Annotated in this window: 18 protein-coding genes; 12 read left to right on the top strand and 6 right to left on the bottom strand. The window is 65.2% G+C overall.

The genetic code is table 11. The features are described from left to right. The first annotated feature begins 103 nt into the window (after positions 1-103). The 8 genes from soxG to DN387_RS18690 all read left to right on the top strand — a co-directional run bounded on the left by soxG (position 104) and on the right by DN387_RS18690 (position 8582). Entirely contained in the window at positions 104-736 is a 633-nt protein-coding gene (gene soxG / locus DN387_RS18725; RefSeq protein ID WP_043863638.1) for a sarcosine oxidase subunit gamma, read from the top strand. Further along, entirely contained in the window at positions 733-1590 is an 858-nt protein-coding gene (gene purU / locus DN387_RS18720; RefSeq protein ID WP_043863639.1) for a formyltetrahydrofolate deformylase, read from the top strand. Before soxG ends, purU begins: the two co-directional genes overlap by 4 nt. 124 nt (positions 1591-1714) lie before the next feature. Next, entirely contained in the window at positions 1715-2914 is a 1200-nt protein-coding gene (gene fdhA, locus DN387_RS18715) for a formaldehyde dehydrogenase, glutathione-independent (protein ID WP_043863640.1), read from the top strand. Positions 2915-3109: 195 nt separating this feature from the next. Continuing rightward, a complete protein-coding gene (locus DN387_RS18710; protein WP_054915999.1) occupies positions 3110-5464 on the top strand; it encodes a glucose/quinate/shikimate family membrane-bound PQQ-dependent dehydrogenase in 2355 nt (784 codons plus the stop codon). 173 nt (positions 5465-5637) lie between these two features. Then, on the top strand, positions 5638-6204 hold the full coding sequence (locus DN387_RS18705; protein WP_043863642.1) for a DUF2780 domain-containing protein: 567 nt from the start codon (positions 5638-5640) through the stop codon (positions 6202-6204). A gap of 71 nt (positions 6205-6275) precedes the next feature. Next, positions 6276-6704: a DUF350 domain-containing protein gene (locus DN387_RS18700; RefSeq protein WP_043863643.1), complete on the top strand. Its 429-nt coding sequence runs from the start codon at positions 6276-6278 to the stop codon at positions 6702-6704. Between the two features lie 15 nt (positions 6705-6719). After that, the gene (locus DN387_RS18695; protein WP_054915998.1) at positions 6720-7415 is read left to right on the top strand and encodes a DUF1190 domain-containing protein; all 696 of its coding nucleotides are present in this window, start codon (positions 6720-6722) and stop codon (positions 7413-7415) included. A 9-nt stretch (positions 7416-7424) separates the two neighbouring features. Then, positions 7425-8582, top strand: a complete 1158-nt coding sequence (locus DN387_RS18690; RefSeq protein ID WP_043863645.1) for a glutathionylspermidine synthase family protein — start codon at positions 7425-7427, stop codon at positions 8580-8582. Here DN387_RS18690 and DN387_RS18685 read toward each other — a convergent pair. After that, complete coding sequence (locus DN387_RS18685; protein WP_054915997.1) at positions 8579-9469, bottom strand: acyltransferase; 891 nt, start codon at positions 9467-9469, stop codon at positions 8579-8581. The genes DN387_RS18690 and DN387_RS18685 overlap by 4 nt on opposite strands. Before the next feature lie 180 nt (positions 9470-9649). On the opposite strand from DN387_RS18685, the gene DN387_RS18680 reads away from it, so the two are divergent. From DN387_RS18680 to creD, 4 genes are all read left to right on the top strand, one after another. Next, positions 9650-10150, top strand: coding sequence for an ATP-dependent zinc protease (locus DN387_RS18680; protein WP_043863647.1), 501 nt, complete (start codon positions 9650-9652; stop codon positions 10148-10150). A 141-nt stretch (positions 10151-10291) separates the two neighbouring features. Continuing rightward, positions 10292-10972 carry a two-component system response regulator CreB gene (gene creB, locus DN387_RS18675; RefSeq protein ID WP_054915996.1) on the top strand — a complete coding sequence of 227 codons (681 nt, stop codon included), beginning with the start codon at positions 10292-10294 and terminating at the stop codon, positions 10970-10972. Continuing rightward, the gene (gene creC / locus DN387_RS18670; RefSeq protein WP_043863649.1) at positions 10972-12405 is read left to right on the top strand and encodes a two-component system sensor histidine kinase CreC; all 1434 of its coding nucleotides are present in this window, start codon (positions 10972-10974) and stop codon (positions 12403-12405) included. Before creB ends, creC begins: the two co-directional genes overlap by 1 nt. Before the next feature lie 94 nt (positions 12406-12499). Then, positions 12500-13834, top strand: coding sequence for a cell envelope integrity protein CreD (gene creD / locus DN387_RS18665; protein WP_054915995.1), 1335 nt, complete (start codon positions 12500-12502; stop codon positions 13832-13834). A gap of 179 nt (positions 13835-14013) precedes the next feature. On the opposite strand, the gene DN387_RS18660 is transcribed toward creD, so the two are convergent. The 5 genes from DN387_RS18660 to aceE form a co-directional block, all read right to left on the bottom strand. Further along, positions 14014-14646, bottom strand: a complete 633-nt coding sequence (locus tag DN387_RS18660) for a glutathione S-transferase (RefSeq protein WP_054915994.1) — start codon at positions 14644-14646, stop codon at positions 14014-14016. Between the two features lie 9 nt (positions 14647-14655). After that, entirely contained in the window at positions 14656-15321 is a 666-nt protein-coding gene (gene msrA, locus DN387_RS18655) for a peptide-methionine (S)-S-oxide reductase MsrA (RefSeq protein ID WP_043863652.1), read from the bottom strand. A 69-nt stretch (positions 15322-15390) separates the two neighbouring features. Then, positions 15391-18084, bottom strand: coding sequence for a GGDEF and EAL domain-containing protein (locus DN387_RS18650; protein ID WP_043863653.1), 2694 nt, complete (start codon positions 18082-18084; stop codon positions 15391-15393). A gap of 317 nt (positions 18085-18401) precedes the next feature. Continuing rightward, positions 18402-20039: a dihydrolipoyllysine-residue acetyltransferase gene (aceF, locus tag DN387_RS18645; RefSeq protein WP_054915993.1), complete on the bottom strand. Its 1638-nt coding sequence runs from the start codon at positions 20037-20039 to the stop codon at positions 18402-18404. 13 nt (positions 20040-20052) lie between these two features. Further along, a complete protein-coding gene (gene aceE / locus DN387_RS18640) occupies positions 20053-22698 on the bottom strand; it encodes a pyruvate dehydrogenase (acetyl-transferring), homodimeric type (protein ID WP_043863655.1) in 2646 nt (881 codons plus the stop codon). Positions 22699-22821 lie beyond the last annotated feature (123 nt).

Below are 22821 nucleotides of genomic sequence, written 5' to 3'. Positions count from 1 at the left end.
AGCGACCACCGCGCACCGGGTTGCAACCGGGTCACGGGCTTCGCCGGCAAGGCCGGCTCCTACAAAGAGATCACAGCACTACTGAATTCAAGGCAGGTATGTAATGAGCGCAATCAACGTCTACCCGCAACGCCCCGAGACTGACGCCAGGGCCGAATCACCCCTGCATCACGCCGACCTGCCCAGCCTGGTCGGCAAGGGCCGCAAGAACCCCGGCGTGACCCTGCGCGAGAAGAAGTTCCTCGGCCACCTGACCTTGCGCGGCAACGCCCACGACCCGGCTTTCGTCAGCGGCGTGCAACAGGCGCTGGGCCTGGAACTGCCGGTCGCACTCACCGTGGTCGCCAGTGGCGAGACCTCGCTGCAGTGGATGGGCCCCGACGAGTGGCTGCTGATCGTGCCCGGTGGCGAGGAGCTGGCCGCCGAGCAGAAGCTGCGCGAAGCCCTCGACGGGCAACACATCCAGGTGGTCAACGTCAGCGGCGGACAGACCCTGCTCGAACTGAGCGGGCCCAGGGTGCGCGAGGTGCTGATGAAGTCCACCAGCTACGACGTGCACCCCAACAACTTCCCGGTGGGCAAGGCGGTGGGCACGGTGTTCGCCAAGTCCCAGCTGGTGATCCGGCGCACCGGCGAGGACACCTGGGAGCTGCTGATCCGGCGCAGCTTCAGCGACTACTGGTGGCTGTGGCTGCAGGATGCCTGCGCCGAACATGGCCTGAGCATCGCCTCATGAGCCGTGCGCCGGACACCTGGATCCTTACCGCCGACTGCCCCAGCCTGCTGGGTACGGTGGACGCGGTGACGCGCTACCTGTACGAGCAGCAGTGCTACGTCACCGAGCATCATTCGTTCGATGACCGGCTGTCGGCGCGGTTCTTCATACGGGTGGAGTTTCGCCAGCCCGAGGCATTCGACGAGCAGGCTTTTCGCGCAGGCCTGGCCGCCCGTGGCGAAGCGTTCGGCATGACCTTCGAGCTGACTGCGCCCAGGCACCGGCCCAAGGTGGTGATCATGGTGTCCAAGGCCGATCATTGCCTCAACGACCTGCTGTACCGCCAGCGCATCGGCCAGCTGGCGATGGACGTGGTGGCGGTGATTTCCAACCACCCGGACCTGGAGCCGCTGGCGCACTGGCACCGCATCCCCTATTACCACTTTGCCCTCGACCCGCAGGACAAGCCGGCGCAGGAGCGCAAGGTGCTGCAGGTGATCGAGGCGTCCGGCGCCGAGCTGGTGATCCTTGCGCGCTACATGCAGGTGCTGTCGCCGGAGCTGTGCCGACGCCTGGATGGCTGGGCGATCAACATCCATCACTCGCTGCTGCCGGGGTTCAAGGGCGCCAAGCCGTATCACCAGGCCTACAACAAGGGCGTGAAGCTGGTGGGGGCCACGGCGCATTACATCAACAACGACCTGGACGAGGGCCCGATCATTGCCCAGGGCGTGGAAGCCGTGGATCACAGCCACTACCCTGAAGACCTGATCGCCCGCGGGCGCGATATCGAATGCCTGACGTTGGCACGGGCGGTGGGGTATCACATCGAGCGGCGGGTGTTTTTGAACGCCAATCGCACGGTGGTGCTGTAGCGGGCGCATCGCGGGTCAAGCCCGCTCCCACAGGGACTGTGGGAGCGGGCTTGACCCGCGATGAGGCCCGAAAGACGGACAGAACATTCAGCGCGACATAACAACAATCGAGCGAGGTGAAAGCATGTCTGGCAATCGTGGTGTGGTGTACCTGGGCGCAGGCAAGGTCGAGGTGCAAACAATCCCCTATCCCAAAATGCAGGACCCACGTGGGCGCAAGATCGAACACGGCGTGATCCTGCGGGTGGTCTCCACCAATATCTGCGGCTCCGACCAGCACATGGTGCGCGGTCGTACCACCGCCCAGACCGGCCTGGTGCTGGGGCACGAAATCACCGGCGAGGTCATCGAGAAAGGCCGTGACGTCGAGAACCTGCAACTGGGCGACCTGGTCTCGGTGCCGTTCAACGTGGCCTGCGGGCGCTGCCGCTCGTGCAAGGAACAACACACCGGCGTGTGCCTGAGCGTCAACCCGGCCCGCGCCGGCGGCGCCTACGGCTATGTCGACATGGGCGACTGGACCGGCGGGCAGGCCGAATATGTGCTGGTGCCCTACGCCGACTTCAACCTGCTCAAGCTGCCCGACCGCGACAAGGCCATGGAGAAGATCCGCGACCTGACCTGCCTCTCCGACATCCTGCCCACCGGCTACCACGGTGCGGTCACCGCAGGTGTCGGCCCCGGCAGCACGGTGTACGTGGCCGGTGCCGGCCCGGTCGGCCTGGCCGCTGCCGCCTCGGCGCGGCTGCTGGGCGCGGCGGTGGTGATCATCGGTGATGTGAACCCGGTACGTCTGGCCCATGCCAAGGCCCAGGGCTTCGAGGTCGCCGACCTGTCCCAGGACACCCCGCTGCACGAACAGATCGCCAACCTGCTGGGCGAGCCGGAGGTGGACTGCGCGGTCGATGCGGTGGGCTTCGAAGCCCGTGGCCACGGGCATGCCGGGGCCCAGCACGAAGCGCCGGCCACGGTGCTCAACTCGCTGATGGGGGTGGTGCGGGTCGCCGGCAAGATCGGCATCCCCGGCCTGTACGTGACCGAAGACCCGGGCGCGGTGGATGCCGCAGCCAAGATGGGCAGCCTGAGCATCCGTTTCGGCCTGGGCTGGGCCAAGTCCCACAGCTTCCACACCGGGCAGACCCCGGTGATGAAGTACAACCGCGCCCTGATGCAGGCCATCATGTGGGACCGCATCAACATCGCCGAGGTGGTCGGCGTGCAGGTCATCAGCCTGGATCAGGCGCCCGAGGGCTACGGCGAGTTCGATGCCGGCGTGCCGAAGAAATTCGTGATCGACCCGCACACGCTGTTCAGCGCAGCGTAAGACCAATGTCTACCCGGTTTCAGGCCCCTGAAGCCGGGCTGACAGACAAATTGTCGCAGTAGCCCGCAATTTTTTGTTACCCTTAAACGTACTAACTGGTTAACAAGCAAGCTACCTAAATGCGCCGACTATGCTCGGGATTGGGTCGGCCAACTGTTGACGGTGGTTTTTCACTACGTTTAGGACGGTAATCACATGAACGAACAGGCAGGTGCTCCGGGCACCGCAAAGTGGCTGCTGGGAGGTCTGGGCATCCTGATCGCCCTGATCGGCCTGGTGCTGGCAGGGGGCGGTGCGTACCTGAGCAGCCTCGGTGGTAGCTGGTACTTCCTTCTGATGGGCCTGGCGATGCTGGTCAGCGGTGTGCTGATCGCGCGGCGCAAGCCGTCGGGCGCCTGGCTGTACGCGGTGGCCCTGGTACTCACCGCGATCTGGGCGGTGTGGGATGCCGGCCTGGACTTCTGGCCGCTGGTCTCGCGGGTACTGACCTTTGCCGTGATCGGCCTGGTCATCGCGCTGGTGTTCCCGAGCCTGCAACGCGCCGACGGTCGTGCGGCCGGGCGTGGCGCGTTCGCGGTGGCCGGTGTGCTGGCCGTTGGCGTGGTCGCCACCCTGGGCTACATGTTCGTGCCCACCCACGTGGTCACCGCCAGCAGCGAGCCTGCGGTGCAGCCGGTCAAGCCGGGCACCGAGCAGAAGGACTGGGCGCACTGGGGCAACACCACCGCCGGCAACCGCTTTGCCGCGCTGGACCAGATCAACAAGGGCAACGTCGACAAGCTGCAGGTGGCCTGGACCTTCCATACCGGTGACGTGCCGCAAAGCACCGGCGCCGGTGCCGAAGACCAGAACACGCCGCTGCAGATCGGCGACACCCTGTATTCCTGCACCGCCTACGGCAAGGTCTTCGCCCTGGACGTGGACACCGGCAAGCAGCGCTGGATGTTCGACCCCAAGGGCAGCGCGCCGAACTGGCAGCGCTGCCGTGGCCTGGGCTACTCCGAAATCCCGCTGGCCGCCGACGCCGGCCCGCAGGCCTGCGCCAAGCGCCTGTTCCTGCCCACCGGTGATGCCCGCCTGATCGCGATCAACGCCGAAAACGGCGAAGCATGTGCCGACTTTGGCGATAACGGCGTGGTCGACCTGAGCGTCGACATGGGCGAGATCAAGCCGGGCTACTACCAGCAGACCTCCACCCCGCTGGTGGCCGGCGATGTGGTGATCGTCGGTGGCCGCGTGGCCGACAACTTCTCCACCGGCGAACCGCCGGGCGTGGTGCGTGCCTATGACGTGCGGACCGGCGAGCTGGCCTGGGCCTGGGACCCGGGCAACCCGAACATCACCAAGCGTCCGCCCGAAGGCCAGACCTACACCCGTGGCACGCCCAACGTGTGGTCGGCGATGTCCTATGACGCCAAGCTGGGCCTGGTGTACCTGCCGACCGGCAACGCCACCCCGGACTTCTTCGCCGGCACCCGTACCGAACTGGACGACAAGTACAGCTCCTCGATCGTGGCGCTGGACGTGAAGAACGGCCAGGTGCGCTGGCACTTCCAGACCACCCACCACGACCTGTGGGACTTCGACCTGCCGGCCCAGCCGCTGCTGTACGACATCCCGGATGACAAGGGTGGCGTGCAACCGGCGCTGGCCCAGGTGACCAAGCAGGGCGAGATCTTCGTGATCAACCGTGAAACCGGCGTGCCGATTGCCAAGGTCGAAGAGAAGCCGGTGCCCCAGGGCAACGTGCCGGGCGAGCGTTATTCGCCGACCCAGCCGTTCTCGGTAGAGATGCCGTCGATCGGCAACCAGACCCTGAAAGAGTCGGACATGTGGGGCGCGACCCCGTTCGACCAGTTGCTGTGCCGCATCTCGTTCAAGGGCATGCGCCACGAGGGTGTGTACACCCCGCCAGGGCTGGACCCGGCGTTGCAGTTCCCCGGGTCGCTGGGTGGCATGAACTGGGGTAGCGTGTCGGTCGACCCGACCAGCAACTACATGTTCGTCAACGACATGCGTCTGGGCCTGGCCAACTACATGATCCCGCGTGCAGACATTCCCAAAGGTGCCAGCGGCATCGAGATGGGTGTGGTGCCGCAGGACGGTACGCCGTATGGCGCGATGCGCCAGCGCTTCCTGTCCGCGGCCGGTATTCCGTGCCAGAGGCCGCCGTTCGGCACCATGTCGGCCATCGACCTGAAGACCAGGAAACTGATGTGGCAGGTGCCGGTCGGTACCGTGCAGGACACCGGGCCGCTGGGCATCCGCATGCACCTGCCGATCCCGATCGGCATGCCGACCCTGGGCGCTTCGCTGTCGACCCAGTCGGGCCTGCTGTTCTTTGCCGGCACCCAGGACTTCTACCTGCGTGCGTTCGACTCCGGCAACGGCAACGAGATCTGGAAGGCGCGTCTGCCGGTGGGCAGCCAGTCGGGGCCGATGACCTACGTGTCGCCCAAGACCGGCAAGCAATACATCCTGATCAGTGCTGGCGGTGCGCGTCAGTCGCCGGATCGGGGTGATTACGTGATTGCGTACGCCTTGCCCTAGGGCGGGTTGCCATTCTGTTGCAGGAGCCAGCCTTGCTGGCGAAAGCGGCCACCGCGTACCCCTGGATATCGCGGTGCTGCTTTCGCCGGCAAGGCCGGCTCCTACAGGCGATGACGGCGGAACATTCGCCGCAGATACGGGTCGAAACCTCGCTTTCCTACGAGGTCCGCCCCATGAAACGTTTCGCACTGCTCTCCCTGCTGGCACTCGCCACCACCTCGGCCCTGGCCTTCAATCTCAACGATGCCGCCAACGCCGTGTCTGCCATGCAAGGCAACAAACAGCAGGACGCTGCCGTTCAAGCCCCGGCCCCCTCGGCCAACCTGCTCAATACCCTGGGCGACCAACTCGATATCACCCCCGAACAGGCCATCGGCGGCACCGGCGCGCTGCTGGGCCTGGCCAGGCATCAGCTCAGCAGCAGCGACTACTCGCAACTGAGCAAGGCCGTGCCCGGCCTTGACCTGCTGTCCGGCGACAATGCCCTGGGCGGCCTCAGCGGCCTGGGCGAGTTGCTCGGCAAGAGCGGCAATTCCTCGGCCCTGAGCAACGCACTGGGCAACGTCAAGGACACCGACGACCTGAACAACGCCTTCGGCGCCCTGGGCATGAACACCGGCATGATCGCCCAGTTCGCCCCGCTGATCCTGCAGTACCTGGGCCAGCAGGGCGTGGCCGGTTCGCTGCTGCAGAGCCTGGGCGGCATCTGGGGCACCCCGGCCGCCGTGCCTTCGGTGTAAGCCGGCGGTTTGCCGAGGCGGGGCGGTGTGGTATACGTCCCGCCCCGTTCAAGCAAGGAAGTGCGACCCCGATGTTCATGGATGCCCTGAAGATGTCCCTGCCGGCCGATGCCGTGCTGGGTTTTCTGTTCTACATGGCCGGCGCCGCCGTGCTGTTCGCACTCTATGCGTTCATCTATACCCGCCTGACCCCCTACAACGAATTTGCCCTGATCCGCGAAGGCAACAGCGCTGCCGCCATCGCCCTGGGCGGTGCGCTGCTGGGTTTCGCCATCCCCGTGTCCGGGGCCATCTCCCATTCGATCTCGCTGCTCGACTTCCTGCTGTGGTCGGTGATCGCCGGCGCCGTGCAGTTGCTCGCGTTCGTGGTGGTCAGCGTGGTGGTCAAGGGCATGGACGAGCGTATCCGCCGTCAGGAAAACGCGGCCGCCATCCTGCTGGCTGCCGTGGCCATCGGCATCGGCATGCTCAATGCCGCGTGCATGACCCCAGCGGCCTGACAGCGGAGCACAGCCATGAAACGCAGCACGAGCATTCGGCTGATTGCCCTGGGCAGCCTGCCGCTGGCGCTGGCCGCCTGTGACAGTGATCGCAGCGCCACCCGCGTGGTCAGCGAGGTCAAGCGTTACCAGGACGTCGACAGCTGCGCCCTGGCCGGGGTAAGCCGTTCGGTGTGCGACAACGCCTGGAACGTCGCCCGCCAGCACCACGACGCCAACGCCCCACGCTTCACCCGCCTGGAAGACTGCCTGGCCAGCTTCGAGCAGTGCGAGCCAGGTCAGGGCGCGAGCTTTCACATGCCGCGCATGCAAGGCTTCGCCCTGACCACCGAGCGCCAGGTGTATGACGACGGGCTGAACCAGACCTCCAGCACCACCTCGTCGGCCGTGTATGGCGGCGGCGGTGGCCGCTACGACTACGTCAATGTCGAGCCGCGCTACCTGTCGGAGGCGATCTACCACGAGCGTGAAGGGCGCGAAGGGTTCAGGGCCAGCTCGCTGACCGACCAGGTCAACAGCGGCAACCAGTATGCCGGGCTGGTCGAGGACCACACGCCGTCCAGCCGTTTCAACGGCGGGGCTGGTGCCGATGCCCATGCGTCGGTGCTGCCGGCGCGCTTCATGGCCTCGGCACGGCCCTGGACGGTGGGCAGCCACCCCGGCTTCGCGGCCCATGTACCAGGCCGTGGCGGCTTCGGTTTCGGTTCCTGAGGGCGGGCGATGAAACGTATTGCCTGCACCCCGCGCGCGGACTGGAAAGCCACCGCCGAACACTACGGCTTCAGGTTCCACACCTTCGGCGACGAGCCGTACTGGGACGAGTCGGCGTGCTACCAGTTCACCCTGCGCCAGATCGAGGACGACCTCGAAGAACCCACCCGCCAGTTGCACGAGCTGTGCATGGACCTGGTGGCGCGGGCAGTGGACAGCGAAGAGCTGCTCGACCGCCTGGCCATCCCGCGTGACTACCGCGACCTGATCCGCCGCTCATGGCGCGACGGGCACCCGCATTTCTACGGGCGCATGGACCTGAGCTACGACGGCCATGGCCCGGCCAAGCTGCTGGAAGCCAACTACGACACACCCACCTCGCTGTACGAGGCCGGCTTCTTCCAGTACCTGTGGCTTGAGCAGCAGATGCAGCGCGGTGTACTGCCGGCCGATGCCGACCAGTTCAACAGCCTTGAAGAGAAACTCGGCCAGGTGTTCGGCGCCAACACCTTTGCCACGCCGTTCTACTTTGCCTCGGTCAGGGACTCGCTGGAGGATCGTGGCACGGTGCAGTACCTGTGCGACATTGCCACCGCTGCCGGGCTCGATACACGCCTGATCGATGTGGAAGACATCGGCCTGAACCCGGCCGGGCGTTTCATCGACCGCAGTGGGGCGCCGATCCCCAGCCTGTTCAAGCTCTACCCCTGGGAAGACATGTTCCACGACCGCTACGGCCCGGCGATTGCCGGCAGCGGCACGCTGTTCGTCGAGCCGCCCTGGAAGGCGCTGCTGTCGAACAAGGGCATGCTGGCGCTGCTGTGGGAGCAGCACGAAGGGCACCCGAACCTGCTGCCCGCATTCATCGACGCCACGCCCGAACGGCCGCTGGCGCCGGGGTGGGTGCGCAAGCCGTTCTTCTCGCGGGAGGGGGCGAATGTGGAGATTCATACCCCTGACGGGCAGCGGGTGAAGGAGGAGGGGCCGTATGGCAGTGGCCCCCACGTGATCCAGCAGTTTCATGCCTTGCCACGGTTTGCCGGCAGCCACACGGTGATCGGCAGCTGGGTGGTTGGCGATCAGCCGGCAGGCATCGGCATTCGCGAGGACAACTCGCTGATCACCAAGGACAGCAGCCGCTTCGTGCCCCACGCGATCATCGGCTAGCGGCGCAGCTCCTGGCGCAGTTGCTCGATGCGCGCGTCCTTGTCGTGCCACAGCTGGTTGACCCAGTCCTGTACGCTGCGCCGGAATTGCGGGTCGTTCTCGTAGTCGCCGCGCCACAGGGCCGGGTCCAGTGCGCGTACCTGGATTTCCACGATCACCCGCGGCACTGCACCGCTGACCAGGTCCCAGAACCCCGGCGCGGTGTCGCCGGGGTACACCAGGGTCACGTCGAGCAGGGCGTCGAGCTGTTCGCCCAGCGCGGCGAGCACGAACGCCACGCCGCCGGCCTTGGGCTTGAGCAGGTGGCGGAACGGCGAGCCCTGGGCATCGCGCTTGGCCGGGGTGAAGCGGGTGCCTTCGAGGTAGTTGACCACGGTCACCGGCTGGCGCTTGAACAGCTCGCAGGCGGCCTTGGTGATCTCCAGGTCCTGGCCCTTGAGGTGCGGGTGGCGTTCGAGGAAGGCCTTGCTGTAGCGCTTCATGAACGGGTAGTCCAGCGCCCACCAGGCCAGGCCCAGGAACGGCACCCAGATCAGTTCCTTTTTCAGGAAGAACTTGAAGAACGGAATGCGCCGGTTGAACACCTGGATCAGCGCGGGAATATCCACCCAGCTCTGGTGGTTGCTGACCATCAGGTAGGAGGTGTCCAGGCGCAGGTCGGCGGCGCCGCGCACGTCCCAGCGGGTGGGGATGCACAGGGCGAAGATCAGCTTGTCGATCTCGGCCCAGGTCTCGGCGATCCACATCACCGCCCACGAGGCGTAGTCGCGGTAGCGGCCGGGCAGTACCAGCTTGAGCAGGGCGAAGACCAGCAACGGGCCGATCAGCACCAGGGTGTTGAGCAAGAGCAGCAGGGTCACAAGACTGCCGGTAAGCAGGCGGCGCATAAGAAAACTCTGATTTTCGGTTAGGCGGTCGGCCATGATAAGCAGGGATTCGGTTCAGGCCAAATTCTGGGCAGCCCACGGCGCGGACAAATGTTTCACATTGTGTTGAATACCCTGTGGCGACGAACCTATGCTGCTGCGGCAGTCTAAACACAGACTTTTCTCAAGGAAGCTGACCCGGTGAAATCCGTACTTGCACTGCTTTCCCTGCTGGCCTTGCCGGTGATGGCCGCCGAGCCGACCCTGTATGGCCGTTATGAATACATTGGCGTGGCGGACCTCGACCAGACGTTCAAGGCCAAAATGGACACCGGCGCGCTGACCGCGTCGCTGTCGGCCAAGGACATCGAGCGATTCAAGCGCGATGGTGAGGACTGGGTACGGTTCCGCCTGGCGACCAAGGATGCCGACGGCAAGGTGTATGAACACAAGGTGGCGCGCATCAGCAAGATCAAGAGCCGCGCCGATGAAGACGAGGACGGCGAAGCACCCGACCCGGCCAAGCGTCCGGTGGTGGAGCTGGAGTTGTGCCTGGGCGACGTCAAGCGCACGGTGGAGGTCAACCTGACCGACCGCAGCAGCTTCAACTACCCGCTGCTGATCGGGGCCAAGGCGCTGCGCGAGTTCGGCGCGGCGGTGAACCCGGCGCGTCGGTTTACGGCGGGCAAGCCTGAATGCTGAGTTGAATCCATCGCGGCTCAAGCCCGCTCCCACAAGGGCCGTCGTTCTCCCGTGGGAGCGGGCTTGACCCGCGACAGGGCCTTGTCAGTCGAGGGATAATCCCCTACAAGTGCACCCAAACCTGCCAGGCCTGCACCGCCCATGCCCCACATACTGATTGTCGAAGACGAAGCGGCCATCGCCGACACCCTGATCTTTGCCCTGCAAGGCGACGGTCACAGCACCGAATGGGTGACCCTGGGCAGCGCCGCGCTGGAACAGCAGCGTCAGCGCCCGGCTGACCTGATCATCCTCGATATCGGCCTGCCGGATATCAACGGCTTCGAAACCTGCCGCCAACTGCGCCGCTTCAGCGAGGTGCCGGTGATGTTCCTCAGCGCCCGCGATGGGGAGATCGACCGCGTGGTGGGCCTGGAGATCGGTGCCGACGACTATGTGGTCAAACCCTTCAGCCCGCGTGAAGTGGCGGCGCGGGTACGCGCCATCCTCAAGCGCATGACCCCGCGCAGCGGACCCGAGGCCCCCGAGACGCCCTTCAGCATCGACTCCCAGCGCCTGCAGATCAGCTATCGCGGTCAATCGCTCAACCTCACCCGGCACGAATTTCGCCTGCTGCAATGCCTGCTCGAACAACCCGAACGGGTGTTCAGCCGCGAACAACTGCTGGATGCCACCGGCGTGCCGGCCGAGGCCGGCTACGAGCGCAACGTCGACAGCCACATCAAGAGCCTGCGCGCCAAGCTGCGCACCGTGCAGGCCGACGCCGAACCTATCCAGACCCACCGCGGCCTGGGCTACAGCTACAGCCCCGGGCACAGCTGATGCGCCTGGGCATCCGCATCTTCCTGGTGTACTTCCTGTTCGTCGGGCTGACCGGCTACTTCATCCTCAACACCGTGCGCGAACAGGTGCGCCCGGGTGTGCGCCAGTCCACCGAGGAAACCCTGGTGGACACCGCCAACCTGCTGGCCGAGATTCTGCGCGACGAGGTCAAGGCCGGCACCCTCGGCCAGGGCCGGCTGCCCGAGCTGCTCAAGGCTTACGGCAAGCGCCAGCCCAGGGCCGATATCTGGGGCCTGGCCAAGAACGAGGTCAACCACCGCATCTACGTCACCGACGCCAACGGCAAGGTGTTGCTCGACTCCAGCGGCGAAGCCCTGGGCCAGGACTATTCGCGCTGGAACGACGTGTACCTGACCCTGCGCGGCGAGTATGGCGCCCGCTCCACCCGCAGCGATCCGGACGACCCGGAGTCGTCGGTGATGCACGTGGCGGCGCCGATCATCGATGCCGGCAAGATCATCGGCGTGGTCACCGTGGCCAAGCCGAACAAGTCGTTGCAGCCGTACATCGATCGCTCCGAGCGGCGCCTGTTCAACCTGGGCCTTGGCCTGATCGTGCTGGGCCTGCTGGTGGGCGCCGGGCTGTCGTGGTGGCTGGCGCGCTCGCTGCGTCGGCTGACGCGCTATGCGCAGGCGGTCAGCGAGGGTGAACGCGTGGCCTTGCCGCATTACCGCGGCGGCGAGCTGGCGCAACTGGCCGGTGCGGTGGAGCGCATGCGCACGCAGCTGGAGGGCAGGGCGTACGTGGAGCGCTACGTGCATACCCTGACCCACGAGCTGAAAAGCCCGCTGGCGGCGATTCGCGGGGCCAGCGAGCTGCTGCAGGGGCCGATGAGCGACGAGCAGCGTCAACGCTTTGCCAGCAATATCGAAAGCGAGAGCGCGCGCATGCAGCAGTTGATCGAGCGGCTGCTGGACCTGGCCCAGGTCGAGCAGCGCCAGGGCCTGGAAGACCAGCAGCAGGTGCCGCTGGCGGCGCTGGTGGACGAGGTGCTACTGGCCCAGAGCGCGCGCATCGAAAGCGCCGGCCTGCAGGTGCGCCAGCGGGTACCGGCCAGCGTGCGGCTGCTGTGCGAGCCGTTTCTGCTGCGCCAGGCCATCGGCAACCTGCTGGAGAACGCCCTGGACTTCACCCCGCCGGGCGGTCTGCTGGTGGTCGACCTGGAGACACGGGGCCCACGGCTGGCGCTGAGCCTGTACAACCAGGGGGCGGCGATACCGGACTATGCCCTGGGCCGGCTCAGCGAGCGCTTCTACTCGCTGCCGCGCCCGGGCACGGGGCGCAAGAGCACAGGCCTTGGGCTGAACTTCGTCGAGGAAGTGATGCAGCTGCATGGCGGCTCGCTGGAGGTGGCCAACGTCGAGGACGGCGTGCGGGTGCGCCTGTGGCTGCCCAACGAGCGGCTGGGCTGAGCTCCACGCACTCTCCACATAACTCCACACAAGCGCCCAACCCGCTCCATGCACGGCGGGCAGACTGGCTCCATCGAAACCGGAGCCATTGCCCATGAACCGAACCCTGAGCATCAAACTGGGCGCCATCGCCTTTCTGATCGTGTTGCTGCTGATACCCCTGCTGATGATCGGCGGCCTGATCCAGGACCGCCAGCAGCAGCGCGACAGTGTGGTCGAGGACATCGCCCAGAGCTCCAGCTACAGCCAGCAGATCAGCGGGCCGCTGCTGGTGGTGCCGTACCGCAAGATCCAGCGCACCTGGAAAACCGTGGATGGCAGCACCCAGCAGCAGACCAGCACGGTGGCCGGGCATCTGTACTTTCTGCCCGAAACCCTGGAGGTCGACGCCAAGGTCGACACCGAGTTGCGTTCGCGGGGCATCTACCAGGCGCGCCTGTTCCACGCCGACAACCGCATCAGCGGGCAATTCAAGGTGCCGGCGCAGTGGGGCATCACCGAAGACTTCGACGATTACCGCTTCGACCCGGCGTTTCTGGCCGTGGGCATCAGCGATATCCGCGGTATCGAGAAGAGCCTGGAACTGAACGTGAATGGCCAGTCGCTGGCCTTCGCCGCGGGCACGGGGCTGGGCTGGCTGGGCGGCGGTGTGCACGTGGCGCTGCCCGACCTCGACGGCCGCGCCGAGACCCGCCTGGACTACGCCTTCGACCTGAGCCTGCAGGGCACCGGGCGCCTGCATGTGCTGCCGGTAGGGCGCAGCACCACGGTGAACATGGCGGCGAACTGGCCGCATCCAAGCTTCATCGGCAACTACCTGCCCATCAGCCGCGAGATCGACGCCCACGGCTTCAGCGCACGCTGGCAGACCTCGTTCTTCTCCACCAACCTGGAGGATGCGCTGACCCAGTGCGTGGTCAACAACGCCTGCGACGACTTTCACGGGCGCAGTTTCGGCGTGAGCTTCGTCGACCCGGTGGACCAGTACCTCAAGAGCGAGCGGGCGATCAAGTATGCGCTGCTGTTCATTGCGCTGACCTTTGCCGGGTTCTTCCTGTTCGAGATTCTCAAGAACCTCAGCGTGCACCCGATCCAGTACGCGCTGGTGGGTGTGGCCCTGGCGTTCTTCTACCTGCTGTTGCTGTCGTTGTCGGAGCACCTGGGGTTCGGGTTGGCGTATGCGCTGTCGGCGGGCGGCTGCGTGCTGCTGATCGGCTTCTACCTGTGCCACGTGCTGCGCAGCCTGGCGCGCGGGCTGGGGTTTGCGGCGGGCTTGCTGGTGCTGTACGCGATGCTCTACGGGCTGCTGGGCGCCGAGGACTACGCGCTGCTGATGGGCTCGTTGCTGCTGTTCGGCCTGCTTGGGGTGTTCATGGTGCTGACACGCCGCCTGGACTGGTATCAGGTTGGGCAGGGGATCTTGAAATGAGCGGATTGAGAGAGGAACGCACGCTGGGGGCTGTGATGGTGGGGGAAATCAGGTTGATCTGGGCTGCCGAGATCAGCGTCGACTTCATCGCGGGTCAAGCCCGCTCCCACAGGTCCGGTACAAGCCTCAAGGGCAGCAGCAGATCTGTGGGGGTGAGCTTGACCCGTGATGAGGCCCGATCAGGCCACAGAAGGGGCGGTCTTTAGCATCGATTCGCGCTGACTCACCTCGGCATACCAGGCTGCCAGGTTCGGCTGGCGCTCGCGCCAGCCAAGGTCCGGCAGGCGCAGGTCGATGTAGCCCAGCGCGCAGGCCACCCCGATTGCCGCTACGTCGAACACCGAGGCCAGTTCGGCCAGGTGCTCGTCTTCCAGGTGCGCCAGCGCGCGCCGGATCTTGTCCTGCTGGGCGTCGACCCACGGCGTCCAGCGCTTGTCCTCAGGGCGCAGGAAGGTCTCGTAGCGCGCCACCACCGCCGCGTCCATGATCGCATCGGCCAGCGACGCCAGGGTCAGGCGCCGCCAGCGCGCCGGGCCTTCGCGCGGGATCAGCGGGTTGCCCACATGCTGATGGTCGAGAAACTCGACGATCACGCGGCTGTCATGCAGCACCGTGCCGTCCTCCAGGCGCAACGCCGGGATCTTGCCCGCCGGGTTGCCCAGGTTCAGCTCGGCATCGGTCTTGATCGGGCTCAGGTCGACGGGATGCAGGGCTACCCGCTCGGCCTGCCCGGTCTCGTGCAGCAGCACGCGAACCTTGCGCACGAATGGCGAGGCGGCGGCATGGAACAGGGTCATGCTCGGTGTGCTCATGGCGTGGCCTCAGTTGCCTTGCAGGCTGGGTGGCAGGCACACGCCAGTGCCGCCGATGCCGCAGTAGCCATTCGGGTTCTTGGCCAGGTACTGCTGGTGATAGGCCTCGGCGAAGTACACGGTCGGTGCCTGGGCGATCTCGGTGGTGATCTGGCCGAAACCGGCCTTGTTCAGCTCGGCCTGGTAGGCCTGCCTGCTGGCCTCGGCCAGTTCCAGCTGTTCGGGGCTGGTGCAGTAGATGGCCGAACGGTACTGGGTACCGACGTCGTTGCCCTGGCGCATGCCCTGGGTGGGGTTGTGCAGCTCCCAGAACATGGTCAGCAGGTCCTGGTAGCTGACCTTGGCCTTGTCGAACACCACCAGCACCACTTCGGTGTGGCCGGTCAGGCCCGAGCAGACTTCTTCGTAGGTGGGGTTGGGGGTGAAACCGCCGGCGTAGCCGACCACGGTGCTGACCACACCTTCACGCTGCCAGAAGCGCCGCTCGGCGCCCCAGAAACAGCCCAGGCCGAAGATCGCGAAATCGACGTCTTCGAAGAACGGGCCCAGCAGCGGGGTGTCTTCGAACACGAAATGCTTCTCGGGCAGCGTCATCGGGGTCTCGCGACCCGGCAGCGCCTGTTCGGCGGCAGGCAGTACGTTTTTGTTCACCAGAATCTCCGAGCGCAGGACCATGGGCGGTTCCTCTTCAAGGCAGGATGTGTAGGGGGTAGACCCGTAGTGTGCCCGAGTGTTTCGCCGCTGTCAGGCGATTGGGCCACGCGGATAGCGCTTGAGTTTTTCGATCAGCTCGCTGCCGGGGATCGGCCGGTCGAACAGGTAGCCCTGGCCGACGTCGCAGCGGTGGCGGCGCAGGAACGCCAGCTGTTCGGCGGTCTCGATGCCTTCGGCCACCACCTTGAGCTTGAGGTTGTGAGCCATGGCCACCACTGCCGAGGTGATTTCCATATCGTCCTGGTTGTCCGGGATCTCGTGGATGAAGCTGCGGTCGATCTTGATGATGTCGATCGGGAATTTCTTCAGGTAGCTGAGCGAGGAGTAGCCGGTGCCGAAGTCGTCCATGGCCAGGGTCAGGCCCAGTTGCTTGAGCTCGTCGAGCTGGCGGTGGGTATCCTCGGTGGCTTCGAGCAGCAGGCCCTCGGTCAGTTCCAGTTCCAGCAGGTGTGGCGGCAGGGCTTCTTCCTTGAGGATGTTGGCGATCGAGCTGACCAGCTCCGGGTCGGAGAACTGCTTGGGCGACAGGTTGATCGCCACCTGCAGGTTGCCCATGCCCTCGGTGCTCAGCAGCTGGCTCATGCGGCAGGCCTGGCGCGCGATCCACTTGCCGATGGGGATGATCAGCCCGGTTTCCTCGGCCACGCTGATGAACTGGTCGGGGCGGATCATGCCCCGCTCCGGGTGGTTCCAGCGTAGCAGGGCCTCCAGGCCGAGCAGGCGACCGCTGCGCAGGCACAGCTTGGGCTGGTAGAACACGTCCAGTTCGTTCTGGGTCAGGGCGCGGCGCAGGTTGTTTTCCACGAACAGCTTGTAGCTGGCCTCGGCGTTGAGCGCCTCGGTGAACACCTGCACCTGGTGCTTGCCGTTGGCCTTGGCCTTGTGCAGGGCCAGGCCGGCGTTCTTCATCAGGGTCTGCGGGTCGCGCCCGTGCAGCGGCGCACACGCCAGGCCCACCGAGCCGGTCACGCTGATCAGCTGGTTGTCGACGAACATCGGCTTGTCGAGGGTGTTGAGCAACTGCTGGGCCACCTGCTGGCCGGCATCCAGGCTGCTGTCCTCCAGCAGCACGGCGAACTCGTTGCTGGCAAAACGCGCCAGGCTGCCACCGGGGCTCAGGCTGTTGCGCAGGCGCCGGGCCAGGCTGATCAGCAGCTTGTCGCCGGTCTGGTGCCCGAGGCTGTCGTTGATGCGCTTGAAGTTGTCGATGTCCACCAGCAGCAGGCAGATGGGGCTGTCGCTGTCGCGCTCGAAGCGCTCGTCGAGGCTGCGGATGAACGCCGGGCGGTTGCCCAGGCTGGTGAGGTTGTCGGTGTAGGCCAGGCGTTCGATGCGCTGCTGGGCCAGCTTGCTCTGGGTGATGTCTTCGTAGATGCCGATGTAGTGGGTCAACTCGCGGTTGTCGCCATACACCTTGGAGATCGACAGTTGGCCCCAGTAGGGCTCGAGGTTCTTGCGCCGGCTCTTGAATTCGCCCTGCCAGCTGTTGCCCATGGCCAGGCTCGACGGCGAGTCGAACAGCAGCTCGCTGAGGTTCTCCAGTGCGGTGAGCTCGGACAGGCGGTGGCCATGCACCTCTTCGGGTGTGTACTGGGTGATCTCGGTGAAGCTGGGGTTGACGTATTCCACCACGCCATCGCGGTTGACCAGCAGAAAGGCGTTGGCGCTTTGTTCCACCGCGCGCTGGAACAGGTGCAGGGCGCTGGTGGCGGTGCGCCGGTTGTGGTTGTTGATGACCTGGGCGAACTGGTCGGCCAGCTCGCCGGCAAAGGCGATTTCATCCGATTGCCAGGCCCGGGTCGAGCCGCTGTGTTCCAGGCAGAGCACGCCGACCACCTGGCCGTCGATGCGGATGCTGGCATCGAGCATGGCGTGGATACCGCGCTGGCGCAGGCTCTCGGAGATTTCGCGGGTGCGTGGGTCGCGCGCCGCGTTGTGCGCATCGATGGCGCGGCTGGTGTGCAGCGCCTCGAGGTAGTCGGGAAATCGCCCGGCATCGATCGCCTCGGGCAGGCGGTACTCCTGGGTGGCGCGGTAGAACGCCGAGATCGGTTCCAGTTGCTGGCCTTCCAGGTACCAGATGCTGGCGCAGTCGATGCTGTAGATTTCGCAGGCACTGCGGGTGATCAGCTCGGCGGCTTCCTGCAGCGAGTTGTCGGCGCTGTAGCGCTGGCGCGCCAGGCGCAGGATCAGGTCTTGCTGGGCGCGTACACGCTCCAGGTGCTCGAGCTGTTCCTGCTGCGCCTGCTGGTTGAGCTGCAGGGCGATCTGCAGGCGGTTGTTGCGGGTTTCGAGTTCTGCCGCCGAAAGGTCGGGTGTGTCGTTGGGCTGGGCATCGAGCACCAGCAGATAGCCGCGCAGCAACTGGCGGTTGTGCTGCCGGTAGGCTTCGCCCAGCTCCAGCATATTGAGCGGGCCCAGGCTGGTGTGCAGGGTATAACGCACCAGGTAGTACGGACGCTGCGCCAGTTGCAGCTCGATGGTGTCGTGCAGCTTGTAGCGTGCCTCGGGCTCCATCAGGCTGGCATAGGGCGAGCCGATCAGCGCACACAGGTCGACGGCCGCCTGGCCGAACTGACGCTCGCAGCCCGGGTCGAGGAACAGCATGGCCCAGCTGGCCTCATTCAGCCGCTCGAAACGCAGCATGCCGAGCCGCGAAGGCACCGGCAACTGCGTCACTACCTCGGCCACCGTACGGCTGGCGGCATCAGGTTGGCTTTTCATGGGAAGCTCGCTTCAAGAAGGCTGTTGGCGCGGGCTGGGCGAAGTGCTGCTACGCGTTTGAGCAAGGTTGCATCATGTGCTTGAGGCTGACAAGCAATAGAGTGGCCTGGCTTGATCTGTATCGGCTGACAGGTACAAATTCTTCAGTAATGCCGCGACGGATTGCGTCTGGCGGTGCCGCTCAAGGTGGGACGTTGAGCGGCACGGCATGAATCGCAGGCAAAAAAAGCCCCGCCAGATGGCGGGGTTGAGGTACGAGCGTGGCAGCTCGAAAACAGTGTCCGTGCTCCCCGGCAGGGGAGCACGGCGGGCAGCAGTTACAGCAGCATGGTGCGGATGTCGGTCAGCAGCTCGCCCAGGCGCTTGGTGAAGCGCGCGGCAGCGGCACCGTTGATCACGCGGTGATCGTACGACAGCGACAGCGGCAGCATCAGCTTGGGCTGGAACGCCTTGCCATCCCACACCGGCTGGATGGTGGCCTTGGACACACCCAGGATCGCCACTTCCGGCGCGTTGACGATCGGCGTGAAGCCGGTGCCGCCAATGTGACCGAGGCTGGAGATGGTGAAGCAGGCGCCCTGCATGTCGTCGGCAGAAAGCTTCTTGGTGCGGGCCTTTTCAGCCAGGGCCGCCGCTTCTGCAGCCAGCTGCAGCAGGCTCTTCTGGTCGACGTTCTTGATCACGGGGACCAGCAGGCCGTCTGGCGTATCCACGGCGAAACCGACGTTGACGTACTTCTTGCGAATGATCGCCTTGCCGCTAGGGGCCAGCGACGCGTTGAAGTCCGGCAGTTCCTTGAGCAGGTGCGCACAGGCCTTGAGCAGCAAGGGCAGCACGGTCAGCTTGACGCCGGCTTTCTCGGCCACGGCCTTCTGCGCAACGCGGAAGGCTTCCAGCTCGGTGATGTCGGCGCTGTCGAACTGGGTCACGTGCGGCACGTTCAGCCAGCTGCGGTGCAGGTTGGTGGCGCCAGCCTGCATCAGGCGGGTCATCGGCACTTCTTCGGTTTCACCGAAGCGGCTGAAGTCGACGGCCGGAATCGGCGGGATGCCCGCACCACCGGTCGCGCCGGCAGCCGGTGCTTCCTTGGCCTTCTGCATCATGGCCTTGACGTACACCTGCACGTCTTCCTTGAGCACGCGCCCGTGCGGGCCGCTGGCAGCCACGGCGCTCAGCTCGACGCCGAACTCGCGGGCCAGCTGACGCACGGCAGGGCCGGCGTGAACCTTGGCACCGCTTGGCGCTGGCGCAGCGGCCGGGGCCGGCGCGGCTTCGGCCTTGGCAGCCGGTGTGGCGGCAGGCGCAGCAGCCGGGGCCGCTTCAGCCTTGGCAGCCGGTGCAGCAGCGGCAGGCGCTGCTGGCGCGGCGGCGCCCTGGACCTTGAGCTTGAGGATGAAGTCGCCAGTGCCGACTTCGTCTTCGAGCTTGACGCCGATGCTTTCCACCACGCCGGCAGCCGGCGACGGGATTTCCATCGAGGCCTTGTCGGACTCCAGGGTAATCAGCGACTGGTCGGCTTCGACGCTGTCGCCGACCTTGACCAGCAGCTCGATGATCTTGGCCTTGCCCGACGAGCCGATGTCCGGCACGTGGATGTCCTGCACAGTGGCAGCCGCAGGTGCAGCGGCCGGTGCCGGGGCAGCCTCTGCAGCCGGGGCGGCAGCAGGCTTTTGTTCGGCGGCAGGCGCAGCGTCAGCCGGTGCCTCGGGCGCCGCAGCGGCGCCCTCGACTTCCAGTTCCAGCAGTTCGTCGCCTTCTTTCAGGCGGTCGCCCAGCTTGACCTTCAGGGCCTTGATCACACCGGCCTTGGGGGCCGGGATCTCCATGGAGGCCTTGTCCGACTCCAGGGTCAGCAGGCTCTGGTCGGCTTCGATACGGTCGCCGACTTTGACGAACAGCTCGATGATTTCACCTTCACCGCTGCCGATGTCAGGTACGCGAATGAGTTCGCTCACTTAAAAATACTCCTCAGCAGTCCAGTGGGTTGCGCTTGTCCGGGTCGATGCCGAACTTGGTGATGGCATCGGCCACGACCTTCGGTTCGATCTCGCCACGGTCAGCCAGGGCTTCCAGGGCAGCCAGCACCACGAAGTGACGGTCGACTTCGAAGAAGTGACGCAGCTTCTTGCGGCTGTCGCTGCGACCGAAGCCATCGGTACCCAGGACCTTGAATTCCTTGCTCGGTACCCACTGACGAATCTGCTCGGCGAACAGCTTCATGTAGTCGGTAGAGGCGATGACCGGGCCCTTGCGGCCGCCCAGGCACTCCTCGATGTAGGTCTGCTTGGGCTTCTGGCCAGGGTGCAGGCGGTTGCTGCGCTCCACGGCCAGGCCGTCGCGACGCAGTTCGTTGAAGCTGGTGACGCTCCACACGTCGGCACCGACGTTGAACTCTTCACGCAGGATCTTCGCCGCTTCACGCACTTCGCGCAGGATGGTGCCGGAGCCCATCAGCTGGACGTGGTGCGCTGCGTCCTTGGTGTCTTCCTCGAGCAGGTACATGCCCTTGATGATGCCTTCCTCGACACCGGCCGGAATGGCAGGCTGCTGGTAGGACTCGTTCATCACGGTGATGTAGTAGAAGACGTCCTGTTGCTCTTCGGTCATCTTCTTCATGCCGTCCTGGATGATCACCGCCAGCTCGTAGCCGTAGGTCGGATCATAGGTGCGGCAGTTCGGGATGGTCGCGGCCAGCATGTGGCTGTGACCGTCTTCGTGCTGCAGGCCTTCACCGTTGAGGGTGGTACGCCCGGCAGTACCGCCGATCAGGAAGCCACGGGTGCGGCTGTCGCCAGCGGCCCATGCCAGGTCGCCGATACGCTGGAAACCGAACATCGAGTAGAAGATGTAGAACGGCAGCATCGGCTGGTTGTGGTTCGAGTACGAGGTACCGGCGGCGATGAACGACGACATGGCGCCGGCTTCGTTGATGCCTTCCTCGAGGATCTGGCCCTTCTTGTCCTCGCGGTAGAACATCACCTGGTCCTTGTCGACGGGCTCGTAGAGCTGACCGACGGACGAGTAGATGCCCAGCTGGCGGAACATGCCTTCCATACCGAAGGTACGCGCTTCGTCCGGGATGATCGGGACGATGCGCTGGCCGATTTCCTTGTCCTTGACCAGCTGCGCGAGGATGCGCACGAAGGCCATGGTGGTGGAGATTTCACGGTCGCCCGAGCCGTCCAGGATCGCCTTGAGGGTTTCCAGTGGCGGGGTCGGGATGCTGAAGCTCTTGGCCCGGCGCTGTGGCACGAAACCGCCCAGGGCAGAGCGGCGCTCGCTCAGGTAACGGGCTTCGGCGCTGCCTTCTTCAGGCTTGAAGAACGGCAGGTTCTCCAGGTCTTCGTCCTTGACCGGGATGTCGAAACGATCGCGGAAGTGACGCAGGCTGTCGACGTCGACCTTCTTGGTGTTGTGCGCGGTGTTCTTGGCTTCGCCAGCACCGGTGCCGTAACCCTTGATGGTCTTGGCCAGGATGACCGTAGGCTGGTCCTTGTGGTTGACCGCCTGGTGGTAGGCTGCATAGACCTTGTACGGGTCGTGGCCACCACGGTTGAGCTTCCAGATCTCGTCGTCGGACAGGTCGGCGACCATGGCCTTGAGTTCCGGGGTGTTGAAGAAGTGCTCACGGACGAACGCGCCGTCCTTGGCCTTGTAGTTCTGGTACTCGCCGTCGATGACTTCGTCCATGCGGCGCTGCAGGATGCCGTCGACGTCCTTGGCCAGCAGTGGGTCCCAGAAACGGCCCCAGACCACCTTGTTGACGTTCCAGCCACCGCCACGGAACACGCCTTCGAGTTCCTGGATGATCTTGCCGTTGCCGCGAACCGGGCCGTCGAGGCGCTGCAGGTTGCAGTTGATGACGAAGATCAGGTTGTCCAGCTTCTCGCGGCCTGCCAGGGAGATCGCGCCCAGGGATTCCGGCTCGTCGCACTCGCCGTCGCCCATGAAGCACCAGATCTTCTGCTTGCCGGCAGGGATGTAGCCGCGGCTTTCCATGTACTTCATGAAACGTGCCTGGTAGATCGCCTGGATCGGGCCCAGACCCATCGACACGGTCGGGAACTGCCAGAAGTCAGGCATCAGCCACGGGTGCGGGTAGGACGACAGGCCTTGACCATCGACTTCCTGACGGAAGTTGTTCATCTGGTCTTCGCTGATGCGGCCTTCCATGAAGGCACGGGCGTAGACGCCCGGTGAGGCATGGCCCTGGAAGTAGATCAGGTCGCCGCCGTGCTCGTCGGTCGGGGCCTGGAAGAAGTAGTTGAAGCCGATGTCGTACAGCGTGGCGCTGGAGGCGAAGCTGGAGATGTGGCCGCCCAGGTCCGAGTCTTTCAGGTTGGTGCGCATTACCATGGCCAGCGCGTTCCAGCGGACCAACGAGCGAATGCGGCGTTCCATGAACAGGTCGCCAGGCATGCGTGCTTCGTGGGTGACGGGAATCGTGTTGCGGTATGGCGTGGTGATGGCATACGGCAGCTGGGAGCCACTACGGGTGGCCAGCTCGCCCATACGGGTCATCAGATAGTGAGCGCGGTCTTCGCCTTCTTTGTCGAGAACCGACTCCAGGGCGTCCAGCCATTCCTGGGTTTCGACGGGATCGAGGTCTTGCATGGCTTGCTCCAGGGCGGAAAGGCTTCCAGAATCGGTTGCCTGAGTTTGCGACTGGCCTTTTGGGCAGACGACATGAAATTCTTGGATTACCGGGCGTTGTACCGGCGGCGTGTAGTTTTACTA

The organism is Pseudomonas sp. FBF18 (genome assembly GCF_024261405.1).
Classification (GTDB): domain Bacteria; phylum Pseudomonadota; class Gammaproteobacteria; order Pseudomonadales; family Pseudomonadaceae; genus Aquipseudomonas; species Aquipseudomonas palmensis.
The sequence above is the reverse complement of the archived record's forward strand: the minus strand, read 5'-3'. Positions and strand labels throughout refer to the sequence as shown.